This is a genomic window from Stenotrophomonas sp. GW821-FHT09E08 (assembly GCF_059416125.1).
This window is the reverse complement of the sequence record NZ_JBWKOO010000003.1, coordinates 72,898-97,878: the sequence shown is the minus strand read 5'-3', so window position 1 is coordinate 97,878 and position 24,981 is coordinate 72,898. Positions and strand designations below refer to the sequence as shown.

Annotated in this window: 25 protein-coding genes; 15 read left to right on the top strand and 10 right to left on the bottom strand. The window is 63.2% G+C overall.

All coding sequences use genetic code 11. From position 1 onward, the window contains the following. The first annotated feature begins 37 nt into the window (after positions 1 to 37). Positions 38 to 319, top strand: a complete 282-nt coding sequence (locus AC07M7_RS05120; protein ID WP_046986707.1) for a hypothetical protein — start codon at positions 38 to 40, stop codon at positions 317 to 319. A gap of 77 nt (positions 320 to 396) precedes the next feature. Here the strand turns inward: AC07M7_RS05120 and AC07M7_RS05115 are convergent, their stop codons facing one another. The 5 genes from AC07M7_RS05115 to AC07M7_RS05095 form a co-directional block, all read right to left on the bottom strand. Further along, positions 397 to 867 carry an outer membrane lipoprotein gene (locus AC07M7_RS05115; protein WP_046986706.1) on the bottom strand — a complete coding sequence of 157 codons (471 nt, stop codon included), beginning with the start codon at positions 865 to 867 and terminating at the stop codon, positions 397 to 399. Beyond that, complete coding sequence (locus tag AC07M7_RS05110) at positions 864 to 1,430, bottom strand: putative periplasmic lipoprotein (RefSeq protein WP_046986705.1); 567 nt, start codon at positions 1,428 to 1,430, stop codon at positions 864 to 866. Before AC07M7_RS05110 ends, AC07M7_RS05115 begins: the two co-directional genes overlap by 4 nt. 214 nt (positions 1,431 to 1,644) lie before the next feature. Then, entirely contained in the window at positions 1,645 to 3,780 is a 2,136-nt protein-coding gene (locus tag AC07M7_RS05105) for a TonB-dependent siderophore receptor (RefSeq protein ID WP_495206880.1), read from the bottom strand. 116 nt (positions 3,781 to 3,896) lie between these two features. Continuing rightward, positions 3,897 to 5,723, bottom strand: a complete 1,827-nt coding sequence (locus tag AC07M7_RS05100) for a hypothetical protein (RefSeq protein ID WP_046986703.1) — start codon at positions 5,721 to 5,723, stop codon at positions 3,897 to 3,899. Between the two features lie 153 nt (positions 5,724 to 5,876). Next, positions 5,877 to 6,515: a TetR/AcrR family transcriptional regulator gene (locus AC07M7_RS05095; protein WP_495207004.1), complete on the bottom strand. Its 639-nt coding sequence runs from the start codon at positions 6,513 to 6,515 to the stop codon at positions 5,877 to 5,879. An 82-nt stretch (positions 6,516 to 6,597) separates the two neighbouring features. On the opposite strand from AC07M7_RS05095, the gene AC07M7_RS05090 reads away from it, so the two are divergent. Further along, a complete protein-coding gene (locus tag AC07M7_RS05090; protein WP_495206879.1) occupies positions 6,598 to 8,127 on the top strand; it encodes an FAD-dependent monooxygenase in 1,530 nt (509 codons plus the stop codon). A 45-nt stretch (positions 8,128 to 8,172) separates the two neighbouring features. Here the strand turns inward: AC07M7_RS05090 and AC07M7_RS05085 are convergent, their stop codons facing one another. The 4 genes from AC07M7_RS05085 to AC07M7_RS05070 all read right to left on the bottom strand — a co-directional run bounded on the left by AC07M7_RS05085 (position 8,173) and on the right by AC07M7_RS05070 (position 10,727). Further along, positions 8,173 to 8,418 (bottom strand): hypothetical protein, encoded by a 246-nt coding sequence (locus AC07M7_RS05085; RefSeq protein WP_046986700.1) that lies wholly within the window; start codon positions 8,416 to 8,418, stop codon positions 8,173 to 8,175. Between the two features lie 126 nt (positions 8,419 to 8,544). Then, on the bottom strand, positions 8,545 to 8,814 hold the full coding sequence (locus AC07M7_RS05080; protein ID WP_032971045.1) for a hypothetical protein: 270 nt from the start codon (positions 8,812 to 8,814) through the stop codon (positions 8,545 to 8,547). A gap of 104 nt (positions 8,815 to 8,918) precedes the next feature. Next, a complete protein-coding gene (locus tag AC07M7_RS05075) occupies positions 8,919 to 9,395 on the bottom strand; it encodes a hypothetical protein (RefSeq protein WP_046986699.1) in 477 nt (158 codons plus the stop codon). A gap of 93 nt (positions 9,396 to 9,488) precedes the next feature. Continuing rightward, on the bottom strand, positions 9,489 to 10,727 hold the full coding sequence (locus AC07M7_RS05070) for an NADH:flavin oxidoreductase/NADH oxidase family protein (protein WP_046986698.1): 1,239 nt from the start codon (positions 10,725 to 10,727) through the stop codon (positions 9,489 to 9,491). A gap of 89 nt (positions 10,728 to 10,816) precedes the next feature. Between AC07M7_RS05070 and AC07M7_RS05065 the strand changes: the two genes are divergently transcribed. Continuing rightward, complete coding sequence (locus tag AC07M7_RS05065) at positions 10,817 to 11,293, top strand: MerR family transcriptional regulator (protein WP_046986697.1); 477 nt, start codon at positions 10,817 to 10,819, stop codon at positions 11,291 to 11,293. A 16-nt stretch (positions 11,294 to 11,309) separates the two neighbouring features. Here the strand turns inward: AC07M7_RS05065 and AC07M7_RS05060 are convergent, their stop codons facing one another. Further along, a complete protein-coding gene (locus AC07M7_RS05060; RefSeq protein ID WP_136638207.1) occupies positions 11,310 to 12,521 on the bottom strand; it encodes an MFS transporter in 1,212 nt (403 codons plus the stop codon). A gap of 235 nt (positions 12,522 to 12,756) precedes the next feature. Here AC07M7_RS05060 and AC07M7_RS05055 point away from each other — a divergent pair, with 235 nt between their 5' ends. The 12 genes from AC07M7_RS05055 to AC07M7_RS05000 all read left to right on the top strand — a co-directional run bounded on the left by AC07M7_RS05055 (position 12,757) and on the right by AC07M7_RS05000 (position 24,934). Then, a complete protein-coding gene (locus AC07M7_RS05055; RefSeq protein ID WP_006374755.1) occupies positions 12,757 to 13,014 on the top strand; it encodes a hypothetical protein in 258 nt (85 codons plus the stop codon). Between the two features lie 36 nt (positions 13,015 to 13,050). After that, positions 13,051 to 14,730: a type IV secretory system conjugative DNA transfer family protein gene (locus AC07M7_RS05050; protein WP_046986263.1), complete on the top strand. Its 1,680-nt coding sequence runs from the start codon at positions 13,051 to 13,053 to the stop codon at positions 14,728 to 14,730. Positions 14,731 to 15,157: 427 nt separating this feature from the next. After that, positions 15,158 to 15,604: a hypothetical protein gene (locus tag AC07M7_RS05045; RefSeq protein WP_046986265.1), complete on the top strand. Its 447-nt coding sequence runs from the start codon at positions 15,158 to 15,160 to the stop codon at positions 15,602 to 15,604. 89 nt (positions 15,605 to 15,693) lie between these two features. Then, complete coding sequence (locus tag AC07M7_RS05040) at positions 15,694 to 16,749, top strand: VirB8/TrbF family protein (protein WP_046986266.1); 1,056 nt, start codon at positions 15,694 to 15,696, stop codon at positions 16,747 to 16,749. Beyond that, a complete protein-coding gene (locus AC07M7_RS05035) occupies positions 16,746 to 17,534 on the top strand; it encodes a TrbG/VirB9 family P-type conjugative transfer protein (protein WP_495206878.1) in 789 nt (262 codons plus the stop codon). Before AC07M7_RS05040 ends, AC07M7_RS05035 begins: the two co-directional genes overlap by 4 nt. Next, positions 17,531 to 18,784: a TrbI/VirB10 family protein gene (locus AC07M7_RS05030; protein WP_495206877.1), complete on the top strand. Its 1,254-nt coding sequence runs from the start codon at positions 17,531 to 17,533 to the stop codon at positions 18,782 to 18,784. Before AC07M7_RS05035 ends, AC07M7_RS05030 begins: the two co-directional genes overlap by 4 nt. Before the next feature lie 14 nt (positions 18,785 to 18,798). Then, a complete protein-coding gene (virB11, locus tag AC07M7_RS05025; protein ID WP_046986269.1) occupies positions 18,799 to 19,842 on the top strand; it encodes a P-type DNA transfer ATPase VirB11 in 1,044 nt (347 codons plus the stop codon). Positions 19,843 to 19,845: 3 nt separating this feature from the next. Next, complete coding sequence (locus AC07M7_RS05020) at positions 19,846 to 20,784, top strand: lytic transglycosylase domain-containing protein (RefSeq protein WP_495206876.1); 939 nt, start codon at positions 19,846 to 19,848, stop codon at positions 20,782 to 20,784. Between the two features lie 73 nt (positions 20,785 to 20,857). Continuing rightward, complete coding sequence (locus tag AC07M7_RS05015; protein ID WP_495206875.1) at positions 20,858 to 21,265, top strand: TrbC/VirB2 family protein; 408 nt, start codon at positions 20,858 to 20,860, stop codon at positions 21,263 to 21,265. Next, complete coding sequence (locus AC07M7_RS05010; protein ID WP_010484859.1) at positions 21,258 to 21,566, top strand: VirB3 family type IV secretion system protein; 309 nt, start codon at positions 21,258 to 21,260, stop codon at positions 21,564 to 21,566. The genes AC07M7_RS05015 and AC07M7_RS05010 overlap by 8 nt, the downstream gene beginning before the upstream one ends. 81 nt (positions 21,567 to 21,647) lie before the next feature. Next, positions 21,648 to 24,092 carry a VirB4 family type IV secretion/conjugal transfer ATPase gene (locus tag AC07M7_RS05005; protein WP_495206874.1) on the top strand — a complete coding sequence of 815 codons (2,445 nt, stop codon included), beginning with the start codon at positions 21,648 to 21,650 and terminating at the stop codon, positions 24,090 to 24,092. Continuing rightward, positions 24,089 to 24,934, top strand: coding sequence for a hypothetical protein (locus AC07M7_RS05000; RefSeq protein WP_495206873.1), 846 nt, complete (start codon positions 24,089 to 24,091; stop codon positions 24,932 to 24,934). Before AC07M7_RS05005 ends, AC07M7_RS05000 begins: the two co-directional genes overlap by 4 nt. Positions 24,935 to 24,981: the final 47 nt, after the last annotated feature.

The window sequence follows — 24,981 nt, the reverse complement described above, 5'->3', positions numbered from 1 at the left end:
GGCGCCCATTTGCTGATTCCCAACCCCTGGAGTACCCATGAAGTTGTTCATCCCGCTGTTGTTCGTTGCCGTTCTGGGCGGCTGCACCACCGCCAAGATGACCGTTACCCCCGACGGCCGGCGTGGCGTTTCCATCGACTGCAGCGGCTCCAGTTCCTGGAGTGGCTGCTACGAAAAGGCCGGGCAGATGTGCCCGGGTGGCTATGTTGTCTTCAGCAAGGATGGCGATGAAGGGAACGCCATCGCCGTGGGCAACAGGAACGGCTTCACCTCCACCCAGATGGCCACCCGCTCGATGCTGGTGTCCTGCTCGCACTGATGCCGGCAGGGGAGGTGGGTTGCCACCTCCCTGGTGTCCAATGCAACGATGCCCCTCGGAAGGGGCATCGTTGGGGTTTACGGCGTTGTCTTCGCTTGACGCGGATCGGCAATGATGCGCGAGGGCGATCCATACAGAACCAGGACCCGCATGCCGGCACTGAACACAGGATCGGGGCCTTGCACGACGGTCATCAGATTGCCGTTCTCGGTCTGCACCACGTATTCCAGGCCCTTGGCCTGCGAAAGCGCGCGTTCGGAAGCCGCACCGGCAATCGCGCCCACCACCAGGCCGCCGATGGCACCGATGGCCGCAGCCTGATCGCTGCCACCGATGGTGGAGCCAGCCACACCGCCGGCGGCAGCTCCAGCAACGGCTCCACCTCCCTGCGAACCGTCAATACTGACGGCACGAACGCTGATGACGGTACCGCTGACAGTCCGATTGACCTGTCCAACCGAGCCGATGGAATAGCTGTCGGTACGTACGTTGGGCGCGCAGGCCGTCAGCATCGCGGTAACCGATGCGGCCAGCAGCAGACGCTTCACGGTGCTTCCTGCTTGTTCGGGAACATCGGCTTGGACACGTCCACGGTTTCCAGGGCCTGCAGGAACTGGGCGATGTTGTTCTGTGCCGAGCGGCTGATCGATTCACGCGCCCGGACCACACCAGCGAAGGCATAGTTGAACGGCACTTCCCCCGATGCGCTGACATCCTGCGTATAGACGATGCCACCGGTTGCGCGGTCGATCAGCTCGTAGCGGGCGACCGTCTTGGTGGTCATCGAGGCGCCGAAGCTCGGAATGTCGATCGCCAGGATCTTCACCGACAGGCTCAGCTTCACCGGCGCGTCGTCGCGGAAGACGGCCATCTTGTTCAGCGCTTCGGTCAGCGCGTTCTGCCACATCTGCGGGACTTCGTGCTGGGCCTGGGCGGGAATCTTGCCCTTGGCCTCATCCGGACGTGCCAGCGTGACCGTCAGTGACTTCAGCTCGCCGTCGATCTTCTTGCTGCTGACCCCGACGTTCGGGACCGAGAAATTGAGCGGCGGATTGGTGGTGCAACCCACCAGCGACGCAGCGATGATCGCTGCGAACAGGAACTTCTTCATCCATTTTCCCCTGTGATTGCGTTGGAACATCCATGGTGAATCGTGTGCTGGCCCGCAACGCTCCTGCTGCACCGCAATTACCGCCGATGGTCGGCTGCGAGCGTGGCTGACTGCGCGCAAGAATACCCGAATCACAGCGGATCGCGGCCTTGCTGCTCCGCACCAAAAGAGGCGTGCCAAAGGCGAGGCAACAGGGCTGCGGAGGTTCCCCTTCTCAGAAACTGTAAGCGGCCTGCAGATACACCCGTCGCGGCTCACCTGGGAAATGCCCGTTGCGCTCGATGAAGCCGCTGGCTGCATATACCTTGTCGAACAGGTTCTTGACGTTGGCCTGGAACTGCCATTGCTTCCAGCTGGTCTTCCAGCTCATGTCGAACACGGTGTAAGCCTTCACCGTCTGCCCGTCCAGACTGACGCGCTCACCCACATGGTCAGCACCAAAGCCGATGGCCGAATTGAGCGCCGGCAGGTCGTAGCGCGTCCACAGACCTAATTTGTTGCGCGGCGCATTGGCGAAGCGGTTGCCGGAGGCATTGGTGATGCCGCTTGGACCTGCGTCCTTCACCCGCGCGTCGTTGTAGGCGTAGGTCAGGTTCAATACCCAGTGATCGGTGACGTCGGCCAGCAGATCCAGCTCCATGCCGGTGCTGCGCACCAGGCCCAGTGCGGCCAGCTGGTTCACGCCGCCAATCACTTCACCCGTGGCCTGCACGATGTTGCTGCGGTCAATCCGGTAGGCCGCCAAGTTCAAGGTCACGCGGTCGGCCAGCAGGGATTTCATGCCCACCTCCCACTGCTTGCTGCGCTCGGCATCGAACGGGCCACCGGCGGCGGGATTCTGGTTGGCCGCGCTCTGCGGTACGAAGCCGCTGGCCACGTTGGCGTAGACATTCAGGCCTTCGCGGACGGTGAACGTGCTGCCCAGCCGCCAGCTGAGGTCGTTGCCATCCACGCTGCTGCCGGCGATGCGGTCGTCGTCCTTGAAGCCATCCCAGCGCAGCCCGGCCAGCAGGTGCCAGCGAGCGGTCAGCGCCAGTTCGTCCTGCAGGTAAGCGCCGTAGCGCTTGCTGCGGGTGGACGTGCTACGCCACGGCAGGGCAGCCAGGTTGTAGTCGTGCCAGGTGCTGGCCCCGTACACGGGATTGAACAGGTCGATGCCTCGCACCGGCCCGGCGCCACGTGCAAGGTCGGCGCTGTTGGCGGTCTGTGCAGTGAAATCCGCATCCAGCTGATACACGTCCGCGCCGAACAGCACCTTGTGCTCGACGGCGCCGGTATTCACCCGCCAGACCGCGTTGCCATTGGCAGTGAATGCCTCGTTGTCGCGGATCTGGTTGCGCAGCTGGCGGGTCATCCACTCGGCCACGCCATCGCGGTCACGGTCGATCAGCCCCATTGGCTCGTGATACATCTGGTGCTCGTTGTTGCTGAACCAGCGTGCGGCGAAATCGACGTCCAGGTTGTCGCGCGGTGCGAAGCGGTACTGCGCCAGCGCCACCTTGGCGCGCATGTCGAGAAAGTCACTGGTCTCGTTGTGGTTCCAGCGGCGGTCGGTCAGGAAGGTGCCCGCATCATTCACCGGCACGCCGCGCAAGCGGTTGCCGCCCAGGTTCTGGGTGATGTCGGTGAACTGCAGCACCAGCTCGCCGGTCTGGCCAACATCGAAGGCCAATGAGGCATCACCGATCACGCTCTCGCTGTCGGCATTCCAGCGCACACCCTGCTCGGTGTCGGCGTACAGGCCGGCGCGGTAGCGCACGCTGCCAGCGGCATTCAATGGAGCCGTGCCTTCGATTGAGCCGGCGCGGAAATCCCGGTTGCCCATCTGCACTTCGATACGGCGCTCAGCGACCGCCCTGGGCTTGCGCGTGACATAGTTGATGACGCCGCCGGCGTCGCCACCACCGTAGAGTGCGCCGGCCGGTCCCTTCAGCACCTCCACGCGTTCGATGTTGAACAGCTGTGGTACCGAGAAGCCCGCGTACGGGTCGCCGCGCAGGCCGTCATACAGCACGTTCTCCTGGCGGAAGCCGCGCAGGGTCACGCCGGCATAGCTGAAATAGCTGATGCCGCTGATGCTGCGATAGAGGTCGGTCACCTGACGCGCGGCCTGATCGTCGATCAGCTCGCGCGGGATCACCTGGATCGACTGTGGGACCAACTCGAGGGGTGTATCGGTGCGGGTGCCGACCGCAGCGTCGTCCACCCGGTACAGCGTCTGTGCGCGGCCGCGCACTTCGACGGAATCCAGCTCCTTCGGCGGGCCATCCGCCGCATGGGCGGGGAGGGGTGTCAGGGCAATGGCCAGAGCGGCGCAAAGGGGATACCTACAGAGCGATGGGAGGGCCATGGGGCGACAGTATGGATTTCAAATGAGAAAGACTATCATTTGCATTGTCATAGTGCCGCTTCGCCGATCAGGCGCTGCCTGCCCGGTCAGGGTGGGCAGCGCCGGGAGCGTGCATCTCACGTCGGTGTCAGCAACTCGCTGATGGCATCGTGCTGCTTTCCAAGTTGCTGTTGCAGCACGAAATCGTGCAGCAGGGCCGCAGCGGCCTTGCGTTGCCCATCGATGTCCTGGAGCGAGGCATAGCGCACGGTCGGGTCGTTCGGACTCGGTCGCCCAGGCGCCTCCATCTCGGTGGCGGAGGTGAGCGTGATGAAGGCCAGCGCGCGCTTGTTCTCCTTCAGTTCCGCGTTGGTGGTCAGCACTACCAGAGTGACCTCATAACTGAGGCTGCCGCCGCGCCGGGTGTTGTAGGCGTGGCTGCGCACGCTGACCTTGGTTCCCTTGGGCAGTACGGCCTGCAGCTTCCGGGCGAAATCCCATTTATCGAATGCCATCTGTGTCTTCTGGTCGACGCGCACCATGAACGCAACATCGACACCGGTAAACGGAACCTGTGGCACGTCCAGATAGGGGCTCTGTTTCAGGCTCTGCACCAGGACCAGATCGTCACTGAACATGGCAGAGGGGTCGACGGGGGCGGTGAAGGACTGTTTGAGCAGCTCGAAGATGGTCAGTGCGCGTTGGCGTCCCTGGGCAATCCGCTGAAGTACCGCCGGTGCTGGATTGTTCTGCACATAGCTGGCGTTGGCGTCCTGCATGCGTCGCTGCACTACCGCTGTCAGTCCATTGATCTGCTGGTCGGCAGACGCATTGGCGTTGGCGGAGGCCTCTTCACCGGCCATGCTGTCGACTACCTTCTTGAACTGTGCCAGACGGTCCTGGCCCGCGTAGAGGGTGTAGATCTCGTTTACGCGCGCCACCCGCTTGTGTCGCTTGCGCGCGCTGGGGCGGTTGGGGTCGACGGCGATCTCACACAGCATCACCAGGTTCTCGCGCAGGTGGTAGTCCATGTCCGGTAGTGGCAGACGGACCGGATCCTGGGCCCCACCATCGGTGCCGATCACCAGTTTTCCGCGGTCGATTTCCGACCAGACAGTGACCGCCTCGATCGAGTTCCGGCGCGGCAGGCTGACGTCGATCAGTTCCATCAGGATCGGTCGGGGCGTAGCGGGCGCCGTCTGAGGTGGATTCGGCGGCGCGGTGATCAGCTCGGCATGCCAGGTGTAACCCATCCGGTAAAGGATGAAGGGCCGGATGGCGTCGTTGAGGATGATGCCCGGCGGAGCTGCACGTCCCGGCGATGTGAGGTCACGGCGGGTGTCAAGGGTGAGCCCGGTGGTGTCGCGGCTGTAGACACGGCGCAGTGCCTGGGTGGGATCGCAGGTGGCACGCCAGGTGATGTTCGCGGGCTGGCCTGGAGGGAGGGGCAATGGCTGAGGCGTCGGTTCCAGCGGCGATGCGGCGGGCTGCGGCGGTCTGGGAAGGGGCTGCAGCGGATACGCCGCATTCTGTGCTGCGAGCTGATCGATCAGGAGTGCGACGTTCTGGCCGGCAATGGTGAGTTCTTCCACCACCAGATCTTCGATCAAGGCATGCAGTTCGTTTTGCACCGCGCCTGGCAGCCAGGGATCGATCACAATCTGCGTATCCCAGTCCGAGTCACCCGAGGTGAAAAGGTGTTCGTTGTGGTTCTGCAACATGTCCATTCGTGCGGCGAAGGCATTGCCGCCCTTGATGTAGAAATGCACCAACGACATGTCCTGGCGGAGCAGGTACTTGGTGCGCACGCCGTCAGACAGGGCATGCAGTTTCCCGTCGATGTCGGCCAGCGCTCTGATGACGGCGTTGCGGATGTCCGGGTACGTCTGCGCGCTGTTGATCTTCTTGGTCAGGTCGCCGCTGATCTGGCGGCGCCAGTCGGCTTGCTCAGGTGTCTCTTTCATGGCTTGGCCTCTGCGGGAAGACAGGGTGCTGCGCGAGGTGGGGCCTGACGCAACAGTGGCTTCACCGTAGATGCCGGCAAGCGGGAATGATCGGGGCAATCGATGCTGGTCGTGACCGCCGATGCGGTGGATTCAATGATCGTTGCGGGCTGGTTACTGGTCGCGTGCTGTGTAGGCGGTCCCGCTGAGCGCAGCGCGCACGCCGATGCTGCCGCGCTGCCAGGTTGCAGCGAATGCCGGCGTGGAATCGTTGCCTTTGTTGAAGGCACGCAGTGCATCGGCATAGGCCACCACCAGCGCTGCCATCAGCATCGATGCACCCAGTTGTGCCGGTGCGTCGGCGGGGTCGGCCCCGGTGGCATCTGCCATCAAGCATGCAAGGTCTGCGATGAGCAGGGCCTGCAGCTCCCGTGCGCGGCCTGCAAGTACGGGGCTTTCGGCTACGGTCAGCCAGAAGGCCGCCGCGCCTGTGTTGATCCGCAGCAGGGGGTGGCCGCTCTCCAGAAGTTCCTGCACCAGCGACTGGAAGGCCACAAGCGGGGGCATGCTGCGGCGCGCCAGCATTCCCTCGCGCAGTAGATCCCGGGCCTCCTCGTCGCGGTCAAACACCAGGTCTTCCTTGCTCGCGAAGTAATTGAAGACCGTTTTGCGTGAGACACCTGCGGCCTCGGCGATCTCGGACATCGATACGGCTTCGAAGCCGCGCCGGATGATCAGCTCGGTGGCGACGTCCGAAATCGCTTGCCGGGTCTCGGCCTTGCGTTGTTCGCGACGGCCTGGGGGCGGGGTCATGGGCGGCTCACTTGTGAAAAAGTACACCGAGTGTAACATTCGCTTCGCCAGAGTGCCGGCCCGGTGCTCACAAGGAATTCCGATGCTGTACGACGTCGTCATTGCCGGGGCTGGCCCGGTCGGCCTGTTCCTGTCCTGCGAGCTGGCCCTGGCCGGCTGTTCGGTGTTGGTGCTGGAGCAGGCCGAGTCCCCGGAATCACCCCTCAAGCGCCTGCCCTTTGGGCTGCGCGGCTTGAACACGCCCACCCTGGAGGCGCTGGACAGGCGCGACTTGCTGCAGGCGGTGGCCGCGCGCCAGGTGCTGAAACCCGACAAGGGCGCACCACCGCCCGGCACCGCCCACTGGCTGGCGCAGCCCCGGCCGCTGGGCGGCCACTTCGCTGGCATTCCGTTTGCGCTGGACAGCGTGGCCAGCGAGCGCTGGCTGTATCGCCTGCCGTCGCCGGTCGGCTTCCAGATGGCGATTGAACTGCAGGCGCTGGAAGCGGTGCTGGCCGAACGCGCGACCGCGCTTGGCGTGCGCATCGACCGCGGGAGCGCGGTGCAGGCGGTGCGCATGGAAGGTGAGCAGGTTGCCGTGGAGACCCTTCGCGGTACAGCCCATGGCCGCTGGCTGATCGGTTGCGACGGCGCGCGCAGTACCGTGCGCAAGCAATCAGGTTTCACCTTCGCCGGTACCGAGCCGGAATTCACCGGGCACTCGCTGCTGATCGAGCTGGAAGACCCGTCGGTGCTCACGCCGGGGCGCCATTACACCGTCGCTGGGATGTACAACTTCAATCCGCCAGGCGTGTTGGCGTTGGCCGATTTCGACGGCGGTGCCGGTCATCGCACGCCGCTGGACCGGGAGCGCGCGCAGGCCATGCTACGGCGCATATCCGGACGTGAAGCGACCATCACGGCGGTGCATCTGGCTACCACCTGGACCGATGCCGCGCGCCAGGCCGCGGCCTATCGCAAGGGACGCGTGCTGCTGGCCGGCGATGCAGCGCACATGCATTCGCCGCTTGGCGGGCAAGGCCTGAACCTTGGCATCGGCGACGCGATGAACCTCGGTTGGAAGCTGGCCGCCGTGGTGCGTGGCGATGCCGATGAGGAGCTGCTGGACAGCTACCAGGCCGAGCGCTATCCGATCGGCGCGAAGGTGCTGGACTGGTCGCGTGCGCAGGTCGCGTTGATGCGGCCGGGCGCTGGCTCGCGCGCGCTGGCGGCGGTGATGGCCGATCTGGCCGACACCCGTGATGGTGCGACATACCTGGCTGAGCGGGTCTGGGGCGTTGCGCAGCAGCTGGATCTGGGCGTGGGCCATCCGCTGGTCGGCCGCAGCGCGCCGGACTTCCAACTGGCCGATGGACGCCGCATGGGTGAACTGCTGCGTGCAGGGCAGGGCGTGCTGCTGGTGTTCGACGCGGGCACGTCGTTGTGCGCAAGCATCGAGGGTTGCCAACGGCGCCCGGCCCTCATCCGGCAGGCGGTGGATGACACGCTCGGACTGGGCGCGGTGCTGGTGCGCCCGGATGGCATCGTTGCCTGGGCCTGTGATGCGGGGGGGGATGGGGCCGGGATGTCCAATGCGCTGCGGCGCTGGTTCGGGTCGATGGCAGCAGGCTGACCGGCAAGACGGTGGCGCAGCCGGCAAGGGCTGCGCCAGTTGTGGTCAGAGGTCCTTCTTCTTTCCGCTCAGATCCAGCGGCCGGTCACTGCCCTTGCGCTCACTTGACCACACTTCCATGCTCTTGTTGCAGCGGCTCTCGCGGGCCGCCACTTCGCGCGGTAGATCCTTCAGATGCGGCGACTCCTGGCAGGCCTGATGCATGTTGCTGTCGTCATAGGTAGCACAGGCGCTGAGCGATGCCAGGGCGATGGCGGAAAGGGCGGCGCGATACAGGGGCTGCAGGGTCATGGCGTGGTCTCGGGGGTAATGCCGGGTGGCCATGGCATTCCAATCCGTGACCCCCGGCACGCACAATCCGACTGATCGCACTTGTTATCTTGTAACGTTTAAGTGATAGTCGTGCGCTTGCCCGGATCAGGCGAGGCAGATCATCAGCACCGTGCAAAGCACCAGCATCAGCACGAACACACGCCGGCTCAATGCGAGGCAGGCCAGGTAGGCTGCCAGCGCCCAGGCGCCCAGCAGTGCGCAGGCCAGCAGCCAGAGGCCGATCACCATCAGTGATCCGCTCGCCAGCGCAGACAACGCAATCGCTTTGAACAAGGCCACGCCCAGCACGCTGCCGAGCACGCCGGCCTGCAGGGCAACGGCATCGTGGCGGGCAGGGGCAGGGTGGCGGAACATGCTGGCCGGAGTGGTCACATGGAAGGGCGGCGCAGCTACTGTGCCCGACCCCATATCCACGCCGCGTGTACTTCGCGTGCGCCATGTGCCTGCAGCAGGGGCGCTCAGTCGAACTCACCCTCGGCCGATTCCAGTCGCTGCCGGTACGCCGCCCGGTGCTGGTACAGGCGCTGGCACTCTTCCGACCTGTGGATGCGGCTGCCGGGTTCGTTGGCCACCGAGTCGCACATCCGCGCGATGTGGTTGTTCTCCGCCAGTTCGGTGACGAAGAACACTGCAGTGACGCCGGTGCCGAGCAGCACGACATACAGTAGGCGGCTGAGCCAGCGCGACAGCTTGCGCTCGAAGTGCTGCTGGATGGTCAGGTCGAAACGGATGATGCTGAGCACGATCCAGACGATCGCGACCAGGAAGCAGAGCGTGGGCAGCAGGCCACGCCAGATTCCCGCTTCATATACCGATTCGCTGTAGTGCACGGCGGCCCCGGCACCGGCGATGGCGATGGCCAGTGCCCAGTTGCGGCCCAACGAGAGCAGGTCATCGAGCAGTTTCTCGCGGTCCTTGGTCGGTGCTGCTGCCACGTCGGTTCCTTCTGCCCGTTGCGATCGGCGGCGGGGTGCCGCCGATCCTGCAGATGGTGGGGTATTGCCCCGGTGATGAGAAGCCTTTCCGGCTCAGTGCGCGGCCGCGCGTGCCCCCATCCAGCGTCGGTAGCGGCGGGTCCTGCATGTGGCCGCGGCCTGTGCCAGCAGCAGTGCCCACACTGGCGAGACGCCGGGGGCGGTCGGCTGACGTCGGCTCAACCGCCCCAGCTGGTACTTCACCGTGGCCATGTGTGCACTGGCAGCCAGCGGCTTGCTGCGCCAGTCGATGTTGCGCAGGGTCGGTACCTGATCGCGGCCTTGCTGCCAATGGTGTGGCAGGTCCGGCTCGATTGCCAGCGCGGTGGCGATGCCGACCATCGCAACACCGCTGTCCAGCACCTGCTCGGCCACTGCACGGCGACGGATGCCGCCGGTGACCATCAGCGGCATCGTTGCCACCGTGGCGATCTCGCGTGCGAATTCGAGGAAGTAGGCTTCGCGGGCCAGGCTGCGGCCGTCGCGTGCGGCGCCGGTCATCGCCGGCGCTTCATAACTGCCGCCGGACAGTTCCACCATATCCACGCCCAGTGGTGCCAGCATCTCCACTACTGCGCGCGCCTCCTCGTGCGAGAAGCCACCGCGCTGGAAATCGGCTGAGTTGAGCTTCACTGCCACCACGAAGGCGGGCGACACCGCCGCGCGTACGCCCTGCACGATCTCCAGCAGCAGGCGCGCACGGTTTTCCAGGCTGCCGCCCCAGTGGTCCTCGCGCCGGTTGGACAGCGGCGACAGGAACTGGCTGAGCAGGTAGCCGTGCGCGGCATGGATTTCCACCCCGCTGAAACCGGCACGTTCGGCCAGTTCGGCGCTGCGGATGAAGCGGGCAATCACTTCCTCGATGTCGGTCCCGGTCATCGCCCGCGGCGGTGCGAACTGCTTGGACAGGGCCCCCAGATCCATGGCTACCGATGAGGGTGCCAACGCCGGTTGGCCGAGCGCGGCCGGCATCTGCCGCCCGGGGTGGTTGATCTGCATCCACATCTGCGCACCGCGCGAACGAGCGGTGTCGGCCCAGGCGATGAAGCGATCAAGGTGGCGATCGTCTTCCAGCACCACACCGCCGGGGCCGGTCATGGCACGGCGGTCGACCATCACGTTGCCGGTAATGATCAGGCCGGCGCCGCCGTCCGCCCAGCGCTGGTACAGCTGCAGCAGCGCGGCCGAGGGCGCGTGGTCGGCGTCGGCCATGTTTTCTTCCATCGCCGCCTTGGCGATGCGGTTGCGGATGACGGCACCGGAAGGCAGTACCAAGGGCGAGAACAGCGACATCGGACAGCTCCAGGACAGGGGAATGGCGCTACGCTAACCTTCAAGTTTGATTGAAGGTCAACGGGTTCCAATGTCGAGGATTCAGGCAGATGAAGATCGGTGAGCTGGCGCGACGCACCGGCCTGGCGGCATCGCGCATCCGCTTCTATGAGGATGCAGGGTTGCTGGTTGTGCAGCGCCAGGCCAACGGCTATCGCGACTATCCGGAGCAGGCGGTGCTGCTGCTGGAGCTGATCACCGGTGCGCAGCGCGCCGGTTTCAGCCTGGAAGAGATCCGCGCGCTGTTGCCGCCGGACATGGGCCAGTGGCAGCACGACGCGCTGATTACGATGCTGCAGCAGAAAGTGGCCGACATCGAGGCGCTGCAACTGCGGCTGGAACAGAGCCGTGTGCATCTGCTGGCGCTGATCGAAGATATCCAGGCGCGCCCGGAGGGCATCGATTGCGCGGCCAATTCCCGGCGGGTGCTGGACCGCGTGAAGCGCGGTGAGCTGGCGCGGCCGACGCTGGCGGCCGGTGATGTGGCGATGCTGCGCCCGGATCGCCGCCGCATAGGCCGCGACTGACGATCCGGCGCGATGTTCAGTGGCTGCCGGCTACGGCGGCCTTGCGCTTCTTGTCCAGCATCACCGCCACGCACCACAGCAGCAGGCCGCCGATGGCGGTGGCCGCGCCCACATAGCCGGTGCTGGCCGGACTGAAGCCGGCGCTGATCGCCATGCCGCCCAGCCACGGGCCGAGCGCATTGGCGGTATTGAAGGCGGCATGATTGGAGGCGGCAGCCAAGGTCTGCGCTTCGCCGGCCACGTCCATCAGGCGCGTCTGCAGCACCGCAGCCAGCGCACCCATGGTGCCAACGGTGATGATCATCGGGCCGATGGTCCACACCGACTGTGCGGCCAACGGATACAGCAGCAGCATCACGATCGACCACAGCAGCACCACCGCAGCGGCCTTGAAGTGGAATTTGTCGACCAGCCAGCCACCGGCGATGTTGCCGATGATCGCGCCGATGCCGAACACGCCCACTGCCAGTGGCATCCACGATTCGGCCACGCCGGTGACCTGCACCAGGGTCGGCGCCAGGTAGGTGAACACGCAGAACATGCCGGCGAAACCGACCGCGCCGATCGCCAGCGCCAGCCACACCTGGGTGGTGTTGAAGGCACGCAGTTCGCGCATCGGCGAGGTGCGCACCTCGTCCGGGTCCGGCAGCAGGAAGCGCGCGATCATCGCCACGGTGGCGATGGCCAGCAGGCTGACCAGAGCGAAGGCGGTGCGCCAGCTCAGCTGCTGGCCCAGCCAGGTGGTCAGCGGGTTGCCGATCAGGATCGCGATCGACAGGCCCAGCAGCACCCGCGACATCGCCTGGCCGCGCTGGCCGGCCGGACTGATCGCAGCGGCCACCAGCATCGCCACGCCGAAGTAGGCGCCATGCGGCAGGCCGGCAACGAAACGTGCTATCAGCATCGTGCCGTAGTTCGGGGCCAGGGCGCTGGCCAGGTTGCCAACGGCGTAGAAGCCCATCAGCGCCAGCAGCAGCTTGCGGCGTGGGAAGCTGGCGCCGACGAAGGCCAGGATCGGCGCACCGACCACCACACCGATGGCGTAAGCGCTGATCAGGTGGCCGACCTGGGTTTCGGAAATCGACAGGCCGCGGCTGATCTCCAGCATCAGGCCCATGCTGGCGAACTCGCTGGTACCGATGGCGAAGCCGCCCAGTGACAGGGCAAGGATGATCAGGGTGCGCTGACGGGGCGTCAGCCGCGCAGCCAGGGAAGAGTTGGGGCTCATGCGGGGGCGCGATGGGGGCGGGGAGCTCGCCATTGTACTGCTGCACCGCAACAGCAGCAGCCACGCTGGCGGTAAAACAGCGTTTGATCCGTGGAGCTGCGGCAAGCCGGGCATGGGCTCGGTACGACGGCAGGTTCGGGGCGCTGTTGTCGGCGTCCTGCATGTGATGACGACATGGCGGTCGGCATGATGCGAAACACAGGGGCTGTGGAGTGCAGGAACAAGGAGGATGTCGATGCAGGAATTCAGGCATGTACTGGAGACGCGAGGTCGCTATCAGCTGGTAGCGGTGTCCTACGCGCCGGTGTACGCTCCGGGCGATGTGGTCGGCCATGCGGTCGTAGCCGACGATGGGGATCGTCTGACCGACCTGATGTCGCTGGCCGAAGCGCGCCAACGCCTGCAGGCACTGGTGCGTGAAGAGGGCGAGGAGCCCGGGCTGGAGAACGAAAACCACCTGCGGAAGAAGGCGTCGCGCTGGCGCCGCCGCTAGGCCGTCGCGCCCTTGTGCGCATCATGGAGGATTCGGGTGTTGCCCAGTAAGAAGTATCTGCTCATCGCCATCATCACGCTGGCGACCCTGCTGCTTGGTTTCGTGTTTTCCGGTTACCTGACCCTGCTGCTGCTGGGGCTGGACACCAAGCTGTTCACCTGGAACACCTACTACCAGTACTTCAACGCGCTCGGCCAGCCACAGGTCGCGCCCTTCGTGGGCAAGATCAAGTGGGCCGGTTATCTCGGTTTCGGCCTGCCGCTGCTGGTGCTGCTGGTGACCGGCCTGGTGCTGCTGCTGAAGAAGGACAAGCGCTCGCTGCACGGTGACGCACGCTTTGCCACCAGCGCCGACCTGTCCAAGCACGGCATGTTCAAGAAGACCGGCCAGAGCATCGTGGTCGGCAGCCATGGCGGCAAGCTGGTGCGGCTGGACGGCCAGCAGTTCGTGATCCTGGCCGCGCCGACCCGCTCGGGCAAGGGCGTGGGCGTGGTCATTCCGAACCTGCTGGAGTACGGCGAATCGCTGGTGGTGCTGGACATCAAGCAGGAGAACTTCGACCTGACCAGCGGCTGGCGTGCCAGCCAGGGCCAGGAGATCTACCTGTTCAATCCCTTCGCCGAAGACCGCCGCACGCATCGCTGGAATCCGCTCAGCTACGTCTCCGACGACCCGGCGTTCCGCGTTTCGGACCTGATGAGCATCGCCGCGATGCTGTATCCGGATGGTGCCGAGGACCAGAAATTCTGGGTCAGCCAGGCGCGCAACGCGTTCATGGCCTTCACCCTGTACCTGTTCGAGAACTGGGATGACGAGCGCAGCAGTGGCTTCCCGGGCGGCTCGGGCACGCCCACCCTGGGCGCTGTCTACCGGTTGTCATCGGGTGACGGCAGCGATCTGAAGAAATACCTCAAAGCCTTGTCGGAGCGGTCGTTCCTCAGTTCCAACGCGCGCTCGGCGTTTGCCAACATGCTGTCCCAGGCCGATGAGACCTTCGCCTCGATCCTGGGTACCTTCAAGGAACCACTCAACGCCTGGATCAACCCGGTGCTGGACAGGGCCACCAGCAGCAACGATTTCCTGCTGACCGATGTCCGCAAGAAGAAGATGACCATCTACATCGGCATCCAGCCGAACAAGCTGGCCGAGAGTCGCCTGATCATCAACCTGTTCTTCAGCCAGCTGATCAACCTCAACACCAAGGAACTGCCCAAGTCCAATCCGGACCTGAAGTACCAGTGCCTGCTGCTGATGGACGAATTCACCTCGATCGGCAAGGTCGAGATCATCGCGTCGGCGGTGTCCTACATGGCCGGCTACAACATCCGCCTGCTGCCGATCATCCAGAGCATGTCCCAGCTCGATGCCACCTACGGGCGGGAGGTGTCGCGCACGATCATCACCAACCACGCGCTGCAGATCCTTTACGCGCCGCGTGAGCAGCAGGACGCCAATGACTACTCGGACATGCTCGGTTACACCACCATCCGCAAGAAGAACGTCACCCATGCCCGCGAGAAGACCCACAGCTTCACCGAGGAGCGGCGCGCACTGATGCTGCCGCAGGAGCTGAAGGCGATGGGGCCGGACAAGGAAGTATTCCTGTACGAGGGCATACCGCATCCTGTGAAGTGCGACAAGATCCGCTACTACAAGGATCGCTACTTCACCTCGAGGCTGCTGCCGAAGGTCGACGTTCCGATGCTTAACGTCTAATTCACGTCGCTAAATTTGTGACGTAGATTCATATTCATTGACGTGAATTCGTGAGCTAAGTCAAAAAAACATCATCTGTTCATAGAAATTCAGACTTGTCTGACATGGAATTGACGCGTGGTTGTGCGACCCTGTGTTCGTCTTCCAGAAATGTGTGCTGGGTGTCAAATGTTGTAGAGCAGGGTGGCCAGGAGTTTGTGCCATGGAAACAAGGATGGTTTCGACGTTGGAGATGTGTGCGGGTGTGTCGTCGGCAATGACTGGCGGCCCCGTCACCTGGTTGGCGGCTTTCGGGCTGCAGGGGAACCGGGGCAGGTGTGCTGCGAGCCAGCGCGTCTTCCCGTTTCCGGTGCGCGTGATGCGGCGCCGGACGACCAGGGGAGCCAATGTTCGGGACTGCTTTTTCGTACGTCAAAGTGAAGCCCGTATGAATCAGGCGTTTATCGCGAAAATATCCATCGCCGCAGTGGCGGCGTTGATGGTGGCAGGGTGTGCCACCAAGTCCGCTCCCGATTTCGGAGGGCGCTGGAAGCCGGTCAACCGTTTCGCTGCGGCGACGACCGAGATCCCGCTGTACTCCAGCTACGTCTACCAGGCTTCGCCGATGGATGGCACGCTCAAAGCCATGCTTGAGCGCTGGGCCAAGGATTCCGGGCGCACGCTGGACTACCGCCTCAGCTCGGACTTCACGCTGTACGGCGCGGTCTCGAACATCGACACCACCAATGCACAGCAGGCCGTGATCGATCTCACTGCGGCCTATGCGACGCAGGGAATCTCCGTCTCCATCGTTGGCAACCAGATCGTTGTGCAGAGCGCTGGCGCGACGCCGACCGCGTCGGCGCAGGGCGCTGATTCCAACAGCGGCACCTGAGTCCACATCGAAATCATCGAACGTGCTGCTCCCCGCGCCTGGCGCAGGGGCTTCACGCCCATTGATGTTTCAGCAGTACGGAAGAATCCATGTTCCGCAAGAAGGATCCCGGCAACAGTCCCAAGGTCGAGCAGTCGGTCGCCAAGGCGGTCAGCTACGAGATCACCGTGGCCGACATGGCGCGTCGCAGCGAGCGACGTGCCTGGTGGGTCGCCACGGGCTCGCTGTTGATGTCGCTGGCATTGGCCGGTGGCTACTACTACATGCTGCCGCTGAAGGAGAAGGTGCCGTTCCTGGTGATGGCCGATGCCTACACCGGTACTGCCACGGTTGCGCGCCTGAGTGGCACCTTCCAGGGCGAGACCATCACCAGCAATGAAGCGATCAATCGCAGCAACGTGGCCCAGTACGTGCTGGCGCGTGAATCGTACGACTCGGCGGTGATGGGCCTGCGTGACTGGGAACTGGTGTTCGTGATGTCCACCGATCCGGTGGCGCAGTCCATGCGCGTGCGTTATGCCGGCAACAACCCGCAGAACCCGTTCGTGATGTACGGCCGCGAGCGCGCCATCCGGGTCAAGATCCTCAGCATCACGCCGCTGGGTGCTGAGCCGAACGGCAGCTTCCGCGGAGCTTCGGTACGTATCCAGCGCAGTCTGCTGGACAAGCGCACCGGCGTTGCCACCTATCTGGACAACCAGTTGGTGACGATGCGCTTCGGGTACAACCAGAACCTGGCGCTGTCCGAACAGGATCGCATCCTCAATCCGCTGGCCTTCCAGGTCACCGAGTACCGCGTCGACAACGACTATTCGCGTGGCGTACCGGTGCCGGATGACGGCGCCATGCAGGCACAGGCGCAGCAGGCAGCACAGGCCGCGCAGCAGGCCCAGGCTGCCTACGATCCCAACAATCCGGCCGCGGCCATGATGATCGATCCGGCCACCGGCCAGCCGGTCGCCGTGCCGGCCAATGGCCAGGTGCCGGGCCAGCCGATACAGGGGCAGCCGATACAGGGGCAACCGATGCCGGCGCAGCCGGTACCGGGTCAAGCAACACCGGGGCAGGCCATGCCCGGTCAGCCGGCCATGAGGCCGGCGCAGAACAATTCCACCGGAACTGCTGATGGAGCAAGCAACCGATGAGTAGTCGAGATATCAGGGGAAGCGCGCTGGCGCTGCTGTCGATGTTGTCGCTGTTGTCGCTGTTGTTTTCAGCAGCTGCGATGGCGCAGGCGGTGGACCACTACGAGTACGAGAAGGACCGGATCTATCCGGTTCGCACCGGCCTGGGCCTGACCACCCAGATCGAACTGAGCCCGAACGAGAAGATCCTCGACTACAGCACCGGTTTCAGCAGTGGCTGGGAACTGACACGTCGAGAGAACGTGTTCTATCTCAAGCCGAAGAACGTCGACGTCGACACCAACATGATGGTGCGCACCGAGACCCATTCCTACATCTTCGAACTGAAGGTGGTGGCCACTGATTGGCGCCAGTTGGAACAGGCCCGCCGCGCAGGCGTGCAGTACAAGATCGCCTTCGTCTATCCCAACGACACCGTGTTCGGCGTCGCCCAGGAAGCTGTCGAGGAAGAGGCCAAGCCGCTGTTGAGCTCTGAACTGGCCAAGGATCGCCAGTACAACTTCAACTACTCCTATTCGACCAGCAAGGCGAAGAAGATGGGCTGGCTGATCCCGGTCAACGCCTACGACGACAGCCGCTTCACCTACCTGAAACTGCCGAACTCGCCGGAATACAAGACCGGCATCTTCCCGGCCGTGTTCGGTCGTGAAACGGAATACGGTGAAGACTTCGTGGTCAACACCACGGTTGAAGGCAATACGCTGATCGTGCACGGGACCTACCCGTACCTGGTCATCCGCCACGGCGACTTCGTCGTCGGCCTGCGAAGGAACGTGAAGAAATGAGCCAGCAGAACACTCCCGGAAACGACCCGAACAACGGACGCGACGAGAGCCAGAGTCCGTACGGTGCCCAGGCTGCTCCGCAGGCGCAGACGAATCCGTACTTCGGCACGACCCAGGCTGAGCCCGCACCGGATCTGGACGCGGCCGCGCCGCAGCTGCGCTCGGCTGAAGAGCAGCGGTTGAACCGCAAGGCGCTGCTGTTCCTGGGCGGCATCGTGGTGCTGCTTGTTGCCATGGGCTTCCTGCTTTTCCGCAAGGGCCAGGATGGTGATGACGACGCGCAGAAGGTGCCGGATGTCGCACGTGCCAGCACGCCGACACTGCCGGATGTTGCGCCGCCTCCGCAGGCGCCGCCGACTGCCGCCGAACCGATTCCGATGCTTCCACCGATGTCGCAGGATGAAGATCCGAAACTGGTGCCCATCGCGTCACGGCCGGAAGCCATGGAGCCCCGTGGGCCGTCGCTGGTCGAGCGCCGGATGGCCGGCGCGGATGATGCCGCGCTTGCGGCAGGCAATCGGGCGCAACCGCAGCGCAGCGCGATCGACGAGCAGACCCGTCAAGCGCTGCTTGCGAACATGATGCCCAACCAGCAGGGGCAGCAGAAGATTCGCCGTGGGCCGGACGTGGAAGACGTCTCCAGTGCCACCTACATCCAGAGCCCCGATGCCCTGCTGGTGCGCGGCACGTACCTGCGATGCGTGCTGGAAACCCGCATCATCACCGATCTCGCCGGCTATACCTCGTGCCTGCTGACCGAGCCGGTGTACTCGATCAACGGTCGCAACCTGCTGCTGCCCAAGGGCTCCAAAATCTATGGCGCCTACGGCGGCGGTCCGATCGGCAAGCGTGTGGAAGTGATCTGGGATCGCATCACCACTCCCAATGGCATCGACGTTGCGATGTCCAGCCCGGGCGTGGATCAACTGGGCGGCGCCGGTCATCCGGGCCAGTACAGCGCACACTGGGGTAGTCGCATTGCTTCGGCGCTGATGATCAGCCTGATTTCCGATGCCTTCAAGTACGCGGCTGCCGAGCACGGTCCGGAGACGACCACCATCGCCAACAATGGCATGACGGTGCAGTCACCCTATGAGAGTTCTACCGCACGCACGATGGAGCGCTTGGCCAACGAAGCACTGAGCAGCAACCGTCGTCCGCCGACTGTCACCATCAATCAGGGCACGATCGTGAACGTCTACGTCGCCAAGGACGTCGACTTTACCAACGTGCTGCCCCCCCGCCGGTAAACCATCGAACGATCATGGACGCTGAAGTGTCACCCCTCGCCCTCGTCTCCAGCGATTTTCTGCGCTATCAGTACGAAGTGCTGGGCATCGCCGAGTACATGACTTCTCCGGAAGTGACGGAAATCTGCATCAACCGTCCCGGCGAGCTGTACCTGGAAACCCGGGCCGGGTGGCAACGCGTGGACGTACCGGGCCTGACCTTCGAGCGGGCCCGGCAGTTCTGCACTGCCGTGGTGAACGAGAGCAACACCGGCCAGCGCATCACCGATGCCGATCCAGTGGTCTCGCTCACGTTCCCCACCGGCCAGCGTGCCCAGTTCGTGATTCCGCCGGCGTGCGATGCAGGCAAGGTGTCAATCACCATCCGCCTGCCGTCCAAGCACACCAAGTCGCTCAGCCAGTATCACGAAGATGGGTTCTTCAACCAGATCCTGGAAAGCGATGGCAGCATCAGCGAGCAGGATCGTGAGTTGCTGGAGCTGCGTCAGCAGCGCGAGTATGCCGAGTTCTTCCGGCGTGCGGTGATGTACCGCAAGAACATCGTGGTATCCGGCGCAACCGGTAGCGGCAAGACCACCTTCATGAAAGCGCTGGTGAATCATATTCCGGACAGCGAACGCCTGGTCACGATCGAAGATGCGCGCGAGTTGTTTCTGACCCAACCCAATGTGGTGCACCTGCTGTACTCCAAGGGTGGGCAGAGCACCAGCAACGTCAGCGCCAAAAGCTGCATGGAGGCCTGCCTGCGCATGAAGCCCGAACGCATCATCCTCGCCGAGCTGCGTGGTGACGAAGCGTTCTACTTCATTCGCAACTGTGCATCCGGCCACCCGGGTTCGATCACCAGCTGCCATGCGGGCAGCCCGGAGCAGACCTGGGACCAGTTGGCCCTGATGGTGAAGGCCTCGACCGAAGGCTCGGGCCTGGAATTCAACGTGATCAAGCGACTCTTGATGATGACCATCGACATCGTCGTACATATCAAGGCGCACGCCGGTTCGCGCTACATCACCGGCATCGACTTCAATCCTGGGCGTGCCCAGGGGCAGGAGGGCTGAAGGATGCTGCCAGGACTGGAAATGATGGCGTGCCCGGAGATGGCGGTGTCGATGGACGTGATGCAGCACGTCATCAACGTCGAATCGTCGCGCAATCCCTATGCCATCGGCGTGGTTGGCGGCGCGTTGGCGCGTCAGCCCAAGGCGCTGGATGAAGCGCTGGCGACGGTGCGCATGCTGGAAGAGAAGGGCTACAACTTCTCGATTGGCCTGGCCCAGGTCAATCGTTACAACCTCGACAAGTACGGGTTGGATTCCTATGAGAAGGCCTTCCAGCAGTGCCCGAACCTGCAGGCCGGGTCACGCATCCTGGCCGAGTGCTACAAGCGCTCGGGTGGCGACTGGGGCAAGTCGTTCAGTTGCTACTACTCCGGCAATTTCGAGACCGGCTTCCGCCACGGTTATGTGCAGAAAGTCTATGACTCGATCCGTCGCGGCCAGCAGGTGGCCAGCAACGGCGTTGCTCCGATCGACGTGATCAGTCGTGGTGAACGGCGCAGCGTGAAGGTCGAGCATCATCCGCAGTTGGCGTCGCCGGCGCAGGCACGCATCGTTGCCCAGTCGAATGGCCCGGTATACGTGCCGTCCGAAGATCCGGCACGCGCCTATGTGGTGTATCCGTCCACTGGTGCCATGGCCCGCGGCAGCCTGTTGAACATCGCAGACCAAGCGCTGTCCAAGGTGCTGCTGCGCTCGGTGGATCGGATGATGCAGCCACAGGCGCAGCCGGCCCAAGGGGCCGTCTATCCGCAGCAGCAGGCCGCGGGCATGCCGCAGCAGCTGCCGGGTGCCGCTGGCGTCGGCAATGAGGGCCCCGTGATGCTGCGGCCTTGGAGCGAGCGCAACCAGCCTGTCGCCGGTGGTGACAATTCATACAACGCACCGGTACAGGCTGCACCGGTGCAGCAGATTCCCGCAGGGGATGCGGCCTTCGTGTTCTGACGAAGTCGTGGTTCGGCCGGGCGCCCGCCAGGCCAATTCAGTTGTGTTAGTCCATCAACAAGGAAATCAATCCATGAAGCGATCCAATCTCGACCTCGTCCAGGCCCAGCGCACGCTGAAGACCCTGCTGATGGCCACGATCTTCGTCGGCGCCATGTTCGCCCCGCAGGTGTTCGCCAACGGTACCGACTTCGGCGGTACCGACAAAAAGGTCTGCGGTTTCTTCTCCAACATCAATGGCCTGCTGAATATGGCCTCGATCGCCGTGGTGACCATTGCGGTGATCTTCGCCGGCTATCAGATCGCCTTCGCGCACAAGCGCATCGGTGACGTCGCGCCGATCCTGATCGGTGGTGTTCTGATCGGTGCCGCCGGCCAGATCGCGCGCATGCTGCTGGGCGAGGGCAGTGACGGCAAGTGCACCGGTGGCGGCACGACCTACTACCTGATCAACAACGCCATCCAGTACTACAGTGCATAAGAACGTCGTGTTCCGCGGTTGCACGCGCCCGGCGATGTTCCTGGGCGTGCCCTACCTGCCATTTTTCATGGTGGCGGGCGGGCTGTTGCTGCTCAGCGTGTACACGAACTTCTGGTTCCTGCTCACTATTCCGGTGGCGATCTTCATCATGCGGCACATGGCCAAGCGTGACGAAATGATCTTCCGGCTGCTGGGCCTGCGCCTGATGTTCAAGCTGAAGGTGCGCAACGTACCGGAACATGACGGCATGTGGGTATTCAACCCCAATCACTACCGTAACAAGCCGGCCCGAATGGATTGAGGTCCGGATCTGGCCTGGCGGGCGTCCGCGCCCGCCAGGTCTCTTGAAACTCCTTGGCAGTACCTCTTTGGAAGCAGTCGTATGTTCAGCCCTGACACCTCCATCAGTGAGTTCATTCCGTTGTCGTCGCATGTAGCCCCGAACGTGGTCAAGACCACGGGCGGCGACTACCTGCTGACCTGGCATCTGGAAGGGCTGCCGTTCGTCGGCCGCGAGGAGTGGGAGCTCGAGCATCGTCACAACACGTTCAACCGCCTGCTGCAGACGTTGCGCGCGCCCGACTTCGTCAACGTTGCCTTCTGGGTGCACGACATCCGTCGTCGCCGCACGTTGAAGGGCAAGAGCAACTACAGGCAGCGCTTCAATCAGGACGTGTCCGACCAGTACATGGGCATGCTGTCCTCGCAGCGCATCATGCAGAACGAGCTGTACCTGACCATGATCTATCGCCCGGTGGTGGCGGGTAAACGCTTCGTCGAAAAGTCGGCGAACGTGGAAAAGCTGCGCGCCGAGCAGGAGCAGGCGGTCGAGAAGCTGATGGAACTCGCCGGCAACGTCGAGGCCGTGATCCGCGACTACGCGCCGTATCGCCTGGGCATGTACGAAGCCAAGAACGGGGTGGTGTTCTCGGAAACGCTGGAACTGTTCGGTTACCTGATCAATCGCATCGACGAGCCGGTGCCGGTGCTGGCGGCACCGATCAAGGATTACCTGCCTGTCAGCCGCCATATGTTCTCGGCGAAGACCGGCGACTTCGCGATCAATACCCCCAATGGTGCCAATCACTACGGCGCCATCCTGAACATCAAGGAGTATGCCGAGGGGACCTACCCCGGCATCCTCAATGGCCTGAAGTATCTGGATTACGAGTACGTCATCACCCATTCGTTCAGCCCGATGGGGCGTCAAGACGCGCTGAAGGTGCTCGACCGCACCAAGGGAATGATGATCTCCTCCGGCGACAAAGCGGTCAGCCAGATCGTCGAGCTCGATCAGGCCATGGATCAGCTGTCATCGGGCAACTTCGTGCTGGGTGAATATCACTTCATCATGGCGGTCTACGGCGACACGCAGGCCAAGCTTTCGCAGAACATCGCCTCGACCCGCGCGGAGCTTTCCAATGCCGGTTTCGTATCGACCAAGGAAGACCTGGCCGTTACCTCGTCCTTCTACTCGCAGTTGCCGGGTAACTGGCGCTACCGCACGCGCCTGGCCAATGTCAGCTCGCTGAACTTCCTGGGCCTGTCTCCGCTGCACAACTTCGCCACCGGCAAGCAGCACAACAATCCTTGGGGTGACTGCGTCACCACATTGCAGACCACCAACGGCCAGCCGTACTACTTCAATTTCCATGCGACCCATCCGTCGGAAAATTCGCTGGGCGAAAAGGCGATCGCCAACACCATGGTGATCGGCAAGTCCGGTACCGGTAAGACCGCGCTGATCAATTTCCTGCTCAGCCAGGTGCAGAAGTATGAACCGTCGCCGACCATTTTCTTCTTCGACAAGGACCGTGGTGCGGAGATCTTCGTGCGCGCCTGCGGTGGCAATTATCTGGCCCTGGAGAATGGTGCGCCGACCGGATTCAATCCGTTCCAGTGCGAGAACAACGAATCCAATGTGCAGTTCCTGGCTGATCTGATCAAGGTGCTGGCCGGCAAGCGCGAGTACAGTGCGCGCGAGGAGGAGGACATCTACCGCGCAGTGGAAAGCATGCTCGATACGCCGATGCACCTGCGCAGCATGACCAACTTCCAGAAGAGCCTGCCCAACATGGGTGACGATGGCCTCTACGCGCGCATGCGCCGCTGGACCTCGGGGAACTCGCTGGGCTGGGTGTTTGATAATCCGATCGATACCGTTGACCTGAGCAAGGCCAACATCATCGGCTTCGACTACACCGACATCATCGATAACCCTGAAGTGCGCGTGCCGGTGATCAATTACCTGCTGCACCGCCTGGAATCGCTGATCGATGGCCGTCCGCTGATCTACGTGATGGACGAGTTCTGGAAGATCCTGGATGGTGAGGGAGGCCTGAAGGAATTCGCGAAGAACAAGCAGAAGACCATCCGTAAGCAGAACGGTCTGGGCATCTTTGCAACGCAGAGCCCGGAGGATGCGCTGAAGAGCGATATCTCCGCAGCCCTGATCGAGCAGACCGCGACGCTGATCCTGCTGCCGAACCCGAATGCCAGCAAGAGCGACTACATGGATGGCCTGAAGCTGACGGAGGCCGAGTTCAAGGTGGTTACTGCCCTGGACGAGCGCTCGCGTTGCTTCCTGGTCAAGCAGGGTCATGCATCCAGCGTCTGCCAGCTCAACCTGCGTGGCATGGACGACATTCTGTCTGTGATCTCGGCCTCGACCGACAACATCGACATCATGCATCGGGTTTTGCAGACGGCGGCGGTCCGCAACCGGATCACCGTGGACGAGCTCACGCCGGAGCAATGGCTGGAAGATTTCTACAAGAACCGGAGGGGTTCGGGGAAGTCAGCCAACAATAGTGAGGTGGCGGCATGAGTGCTGCCGAGGGTGTGAAAAGCGTGAATTCCTTGAATTCGATGGAGAAGAACATGGCCGCCATTCGTATCAAAAAAGCATCGAGCGCCACCACCCGCGTCAGGAACACGATGCTGGCGCTGTCACTGGCCGGAATGATGGCTGTTCCGGTTCAGGCCTACACACTTCCAGTTGTTGAGATCGGCATGAATCTCTTCAATGGCACGATGACCGAAGTCAACACCCTTGCGTCGCAGGCCGAGGCGTTTGCCGAGTACGGCACCCAGGCTCAGCGATTCATCGAGACGACGCAGAACTGGGCGCAGAAGCTGGCAAAGTTCCAGCAGATCATCGCTTCTCCCAACATGCCGGGTGGTATCAAGCTGACCCCTGTCGAGGCAGATTGGAATGTGGCCGAGCGCTGTGGCCTTGGCGTTATCGGAGGCATCGGTGATCTGCTTTCGGCGATGAAGCTGAACCCGAAGGGCGATATCGCCGCGCAGCAGAAGCAGATCTGTGCGGCGATCCAGATGATCGAGAACAAAAAATACAATGAGACGATTGCCGTGGTGCAGGAAACTCTGCCGCAGATGCGCTCTGTTCTCGACAAGATCAAGAATATTCGAGACCTGACCTCTACCGAAGGTGGAATGACCGAGACAATGGCCAATGCTCAGGTATCCGATTCCTATATGAATGCGGGTTTCGCCTCTTGGGAAACGCAGATCAAAATGTACGATCGCCAGATTTCGGCGCTCGAGAGTCAGCAACAGTTCTTGACTGAGCGAGCATTGAAAGGTACCCGCTCGCCGCTTGGTACTGTGGTGAAGGCTGCGGCCCTCAAGGGCGCGCTGTCGCTGTAATGCCGAACTCGGTCTCTTTGGGCCGTATTCAATAATTGGGTGAAGTC

Bases quoted from the DNA above. Each gene is read 5' to 3' on its own strand.
- AC07M7_RS05120 (WP_046986707.1), top strand. From the start codon at position 38: ATGAAGTTGTTCATCCCGCTGTTGTTCGTTGCCGTTCTGGGCGGCTGC.
- AC07M7_RS05110 (WP_046986705.1), bottom strand. From the start codon at position 1,430: ATGAAGAAGTTCCTGTTCGCAGCGATCATCGCTGCGTCGCTGGTGGGT.
- AC07M7_RS05105 (WP_495206880.1), bottom strand. From the start codon at position 3,780: ATGGCCCTCCCATCGCTCTGTAGGTATCCCCTTTGCGCCGCTCTGGCC.
- AC07M7_RS05100 (WP_046986703.1), bottom strand. From the start codon at position 5,723: ATGAAAGAGACACCTGAGCAAGCCGACTGGCGCCGCCAGATCAGCGGC.
- AC07M7_RS05095 (WP_495207004.1), bottom strand. From the start codon at position 6,515: ATGACCCCGCCCCCAGGCCGTCGCGAACAACGCAAGGCCGAGACCCGG.
- AC07M7_RS05090 (WP_495206879.1), top strand. From the start codon at position 6,598: ATGCTGTACGACGTCGTCATTGCCGGGGCTGGCCCGGTCGGCCTGTTC.
- AC07M7_RS05085 (WP_046986700.1), bottom strand. From the start codon at position 8,418: ATGACCCTGCAGCCCCTGTATCGCGCCGCCCTTTCCGCCATCGCCCTG.
- AC07M7_RS05080 (WP_032971045.1), bottom strand. From the start codon at position 8,814: ATGTTCCGCCACCCTGCCCCTGCCCGCCACGATGCCGTTGCCCTGCAG.
- AC07M7_RS05070 (WP_046986698.1), bottom strand. From the start codon at position 10,727: ATGTCGCTGTTCTCGCCCTTGGTACTGCCTTCCGGTGCCGTCATCCGC.
- AC07M7_RS05065 (WP_046986697.1), top strand. From the start codon at position 10,817: ATGAAGATCGGTGAGCTGGCGCGACGCACCGGCCTGGCGGCATCGCGC.
- AC07M7_RS05060 (WP_136638207.1), bottom strand. From the start codon at position 12,521: ATGAGCCCCAACTCTTCCCTGGCTGCGCGGCTGACGCCCCGTCAGCGC.
- AC07M7_RS05055 (WP_006374755.1), top strand. From the start codon at position 12,757: ATGCAGGAATTCAGGCATGTACTGGAGACGCGAGGTCGCTATCAGCTG.
- AC07M7_RS05045 (WP_046986265.1), top strand. From the start codon at position 15,158: ATGAATCAGGCGTTTATCGCGAAAATATCCATCGCCGCAGTGGCGGCG.
- AC07M7_RS05040 (WP_046986266.1), top strand. From the start codon at position 15,694: ATGTTCCGCAAGAAGGATCCCGGCAACAGTCCCAAGGTCGAGCAGTCG.
- AC07M7_RS05035 (WP_495206878.1), top strand. From the start codon at position 16,746: ATGAGTAGTCGAGATATCAGGGGAAGCGCGCTGGCGCTGCTGTCGATG.
- AC07M7_RS05030 (WP_495206877.1), top strand. From the start codon at position 17,531: ATGAGCCAGCAGAACACTCCCGGAAACGACCCGAACAACGGACGCGAC.
- virB11 (WP_046986269.1), top strand. From the start codon at position 18,799: ATGGACGCTGAAGTGTCACCCCTCGCCCTCGTCTCCAGCGATTTTCTG.
- AC07M7_RS05020 (WP_495206876.1), top strand. From the start codon at position 19,846: ATGCTGCCAGGACTGGAAATGATGGCGTGCCCGGAGATGGCGGTGTCG.
- AC07M7_RS05015 (WP_495206875.1), top strand. From the start codon at position 20,858: ATGAAGCGATCCAATCTCGACCTCGTCCAGGCCCAGCGCACGCTGAAG.
- AC07M7_RS05005 (WP_495206874.1), top strand. From the start codon at position 21,648: ATGTTCAGCCCTGACACCTCCATCAGTGAGTTCATTCCGTTGTCGTCG.
- AC07M7_RS05000 (WP_495206873.1), top strand. From the start codon at position 24,089: ATGAGTGCTGCCGAGGGTGTGAAAAGCGTGAATTCCTTGAATTCGATG.